The sequence below is a fragment of the Rhodoferax sp. genome (assembly GCF_028689295.1).
Classification (GTDB): Bacteria; Pseudomonadota; Gammaproteobacteria; order Burkholderiales; family Burkholderiaceae_C; genus Rhodoferax.
On the sequence record NZ_JAQTWL010000061.1, the window covers coordinates 1 to 3,730 of the forward strand.

Genomic DNA, 3,730 nt, shown 5'->3' on the forward strand with positions numbered 1-3,730 from the left:
GGCGACGTCCTGGCGCCTCAACGCGGTCAGCCGGTGAATGATTCCGTCTGATCATGCAACGCTCAATGTTCTTAAAACTTAGGGTTTCGCTTGATGAAGCCGAACGCTTCAATGTGCGTGCAGCAGCTCTGGGTGTCAGCGTGTCTCAGCTGATCCGTGACACCGCATTGCATGGTGCTGTATTCGTCACCATTGAACGAGCTCAGGCCGGATATGAATTTCGCCGCCTGGGAGCCATGCTCAAACACCTGTACCCAGCCAGAGATAGCCGGTGGACGGCAGAAGACCGAAAAAAATGGTGGGCGTTGATCCATGAGCTGCGTGAACGTGCTGACACGCTCGAAGCCACCGCATCAAGCGGCAAAGACAAAGCAGTCGGAATGGTCCATGCTGGCTAAAGTCATTTTGCTGAACAAGTCCTGGAAGACAGTGGCCAGCGCAGCGAATTATGTGGTTGATGACCTGAAAAGGAGTCCGGAGCAAGCAGAACCAGGCCGCTACGAACCGGAGGACGCCGTCAATTACCTTGCACGTGAGGGTGTGCTGGAAGCAGCCTCTTTCAACATGGAGGGACTGAACCCCACTGACCCGGACGACCGTCGCCAAATCATCAAATTGATGGATGGCACGGCGCGGGCCTGGGCCTCAAGATCAAAGGCTAATCCCAAAACCAATCCTTTTTATCACGTGGTCCTGTCATGGAAGGCGGGCGAGCGGCCCACCGTTGACCAAGCCACAGCCGCCGCCGCCCGGGCACTCAACGCGGTTGGCATGGCCAACAACCAGGCATTCTTTGCGATCCACCGCGATAAAGATCACCACCACCACATTCACATCATTGCCAACCGTGTTCACCCTGACCATTTGATATTGACCGGTCCACCTCGCTATGACTTCCTGGTGTTGGACAAAACCTGTCGAGAAATCGAACTGGAGCAGGGCTGGCAGCATGACAACGGCCCACACGTGGTCATTGATGGACAAATCAAGCGGCTGACACATGCCCTGCGCCGCCAGCTTGGATTACAGACAGACAAGTCACTGGCACCCTATGCGCCCGCAGTGAAGGCGCGAATGGGCGAAGTTACAGCGGGACTGCCATCACTGGCAGGCTGGCTCAAAAACAAAGTTGCGCCAGAACTTGTTTCAACCCAGAACTGGCAGGAATTTCATGGCGCTTGCGCCGCCAGAGGCCTACGGGTGGTTAAAGTCAAATCCGGTTTGATTTTCGAGGCCAGCATGCTGGACAAGGCGACACAAACCAAGGCATCGGCCGTTCACTATGCACTGAGTCTGGGGCGCTTGCAAAACCGATTTGGTGAGTACCAGTCAGCAGACATCGCCACGGTGCCTGCCTTAGTGGTCAATGGGCCGAAATTCGGATCCACCTACAACGACTATGTTGCCCGTATTGCCTGCGGTACTGACCCGGACTCGCAAGAACATCCCGGACGTACCGGGCGAGGAGACCAGCGCGAGCAAGCCAGACTTGACCGTGCCATTGCACGCACCGCGCTCTTTGAGCAATACAAGGCGGAAAAATGCACGGCAAAGGACAGTCGCAAGGCCGCAAGACTTGAATTGCGAGTGCTTCACAAGTCAGAAAAATCAGACTTGCTCCAACAGATTGCGGCAGCCAAAGCAGGGACAGTGGCCCATCTGCAAAATCAATATGGCAGCCAAGTGGCGCGGTTACTGTGGGCGGCACAGCGTACGGCTGCGATGGAGGATTTGGTAGACCGACAAAAACGTGAACGCCTGACACTCACACATGCGAACGCCATGGAATGGCTGCCGTGGCTGGAGCGGCAGGCCGCACTTGGCAATGAAGCAGCAATTTCTGCGCTTCGCGGGCTGCGTTACCGTGCCCAGCGTGATCAAAACAAACAAAAGGCGGGCATCGAGGGTGAAGACCTCGGACTTATCAGCCATTTCAAACGCAAGGGAAACGGTATCCGCGGCGCGATGAACACGGACTATTTCGACATCCGAACCGCCCAACTGAGGATCACATCGGAGCACTGTATCGAGTACCTTGACACCCGTGGCAAGGTGCGACTGACCGACAGCGGCCCACGAATCGATGTGGCGCAAGAGTGCGACCAACAGGCCCTGCGTGCCGGACTGCTGCTGGCCTCTCAAAAATATGGTGGCGAAGTATTCGTCACCGGCTCACTGGCGTTCCGGGAGTTGGTTGCAAAGGAGGCCTTGATGATGGGCATCAGATTGAGGAATCCGGAGCTCTCAAAGATAACTTTGGATAAACAAAAAGAGAATGAAATGAAATTATGAGTTGAGAAATCATTGTAACAAGATACTGCTTGAATTAATATTGGTGCACTGTAAAATGTTCTATATTTTTCAACCGCTTTTTGATGGATTTAATTCGCCATGAATAACAATTTAAAAATCAAAGTAAGGCGTTGTATGAATATGGCTTTGTGTAAATACCGTCAAGCTGTTTTTTGCGCAAAGTGGATGGTTTGCATCGCGGCTACCTTGCTGGTGTGGGGTGGTGCCATTTGGTTTGGGTCTATGGCTTGGGATCAAAAGCAAGGAGCAGTCCTGGCCCTGATGGGGTTTTGTGCGTGGCTGGTTGTTTGCAGATTTGTTTTACCAGGATTTTGGTATCTGTCCATCGAGGTGATCAAACAGTTCTTTCGATATGTCAGTTATCGATTTCTGTAGAAACCATTCCGTATGAACATACTGTCAATTAATTCTAGTGTTTGAATTCGAAATATATTGAATGATATTTTCATATGATTACTTTTTCAATTGAATTGAACGAAGAACTGGCGCATGCCCTTGCCCAATTTGTCAAGCGTGTTGGCTTTACGGAAATGCGCAGCAATGCAGTGGATGACTGTGAGGCATATCTCATGCGGGAAGCCATTGAAAGAGTGCGTATAGGACTGGCAAACGCTGGTTTTTCTCCTAGATGAGGCACGCAGGCAGCCTCGTGGTGGTCATGACGCTCATGGTGGTGTCCATTCCCGTCACAGCGGAACCACAGGCCTGGAGAGACCATGCTATTGCAGCAGTTCGGCCAGGTGCGGTTGTTGCACGGCGTGGGCTGGACAATGACCCAATTACGCAAGCTGTACTTTTCGGGCAGGGCGGGGGCAGATGGAGCCATGTTGGCATTGCCGTTCAACTGGTACCGGAAGGTCAAATCTACATTGAGAGTGCCATGCCTGGAGCAGGCACAAAGCTGGAAAAGCCGGAGGCGTTTTTCAGTCCCGAGCAGGCTTCAGACGGTGAAGTCTTGTTGATGCCCGTGGACAAGGTGGATGCCGTGCAAAGCGCAGCTAAATCGCTTTTGGGACGTCCATTTGATGACCAGTTGGAACTGGGTGATGCCGGTAAGAAACTTTACTGCACGGAGCTTGTTGCCCTTGCATTGCGTGTTGCCGGCGTGATCAAAGACTTGCCAACGCGTTCTGTTCCATTTTTGCCTCAAAAAGTCATTGCCCCTGACGATTTGGTCGCGGCAGTCACCTTGACGGAGTTGCGGCAACCAAGGACGTCTTGCGCTACGGACTGAACGGATTTCGGCGAGTAGGGTCATCACTTTCGTAGTCAAGAACCGGGAAAGCAACAAGCTCGGCCGAGAATCGTGCTGTGTTGTGGCCCATTTTCAATCTTTTGGAATCTTGACTGGGCCGAAATACCGGGAATCAAAGCTGTTCGGGTGTTCGCCAGCAGCCCAAATTTCCCCATGCTTGAG

Annotated in this window: 6 protein-coding genes; 5 read left to right on the top strand and 1 reads right to left on the bottom strand. The window is 52.8% G+C overall.

Annotation, left to right across the window (positions count from 1 at the left end):
• Positions 1 to 65 precede the first annotated feature (65 nt).
• The 5 genes from PHF15_RS16725 (at position 66) to PHF15_RS16745 (ending at position 3,547) form a co-directional block, all read left to right on the top strand.
• Positions 66 to 398 (top strand): ribbon-helix-helix protein, CopG family, encoded by a 333-nt coding sequence (locus PHF15_RS16725; protein WP_300122987.1) that lies wholly within the window; start codon positions 66 to 68, stop codon positions 396 to 398.
• The gene (gene traI / locus PHF15_RS16730; RefSeq protein ID WP_300122988.1) at positions 388 to 2,292 is read left to right on the top strand and encodes a TraI/MobA(P) family conjugative relaxase; all 1,905 of its coding nucleotides are present in this window, start codon (positions 388 to 390) and stop codon (positions 2,290 to 2,292) included. Before PHF15_RS16725 ends, traI begins: the two co-directional genes overlap by 11 nt.
• A gap of 99 nt (positions 2,293 to 2,391) precedes the next feature.
• Positions 2,392 to 2,688 (top strand): hypothetical protein, encoded by a 297-nt coding sequence (locus tag PHF15_RS16735; RefSeq protein WP_300122990.1) that lies wholly within the window; start codon positions 2,392 to 2,394, stop codon positions 2,686 to 2,688.
• Between the two features lie 74 nt (positions 2,689 to 2,762).
• On the top strand, positions 2,763 to 2,945 hold the full coding sequence (locus PHF15_RS16740; RefSeq protein ID WP_300122992.1) for a hypothetical protein: 183 nt from the start codon (positions 2,763 to 2,765) through the stop codon (positions 2,943 to 2,945).
• Between the two features lie 26 nt (positions 2,946 to 2,971).
• The gene (locus PHF15_RS16745) at positions 2,972 to 3,547 is read left to right on the top strand and encodes a hypothetical protein (protein ID WP_300122993.1); all 576 of its coding nucleotides are present in this window, start codon (positions 2,972 to 2,974) and stop codon (positions 3,545 to 3,547) included.
• A 93-nt stretch (positions 3,548 to 3,640) separates the two neighbouring features.
• On the opposite strand, the gene PHF15_RS17065 is transcribed toward PHF15_RS16745, so the two are convergent.
• Positions 3,641 to 3,730 (bottom strand): S26 family signal peptidase (locus PHF15_RS17065; RefSeq protein ID WP_366520626.1); only part of this gene is annotated, 90 nt, incomplete at its 5' end.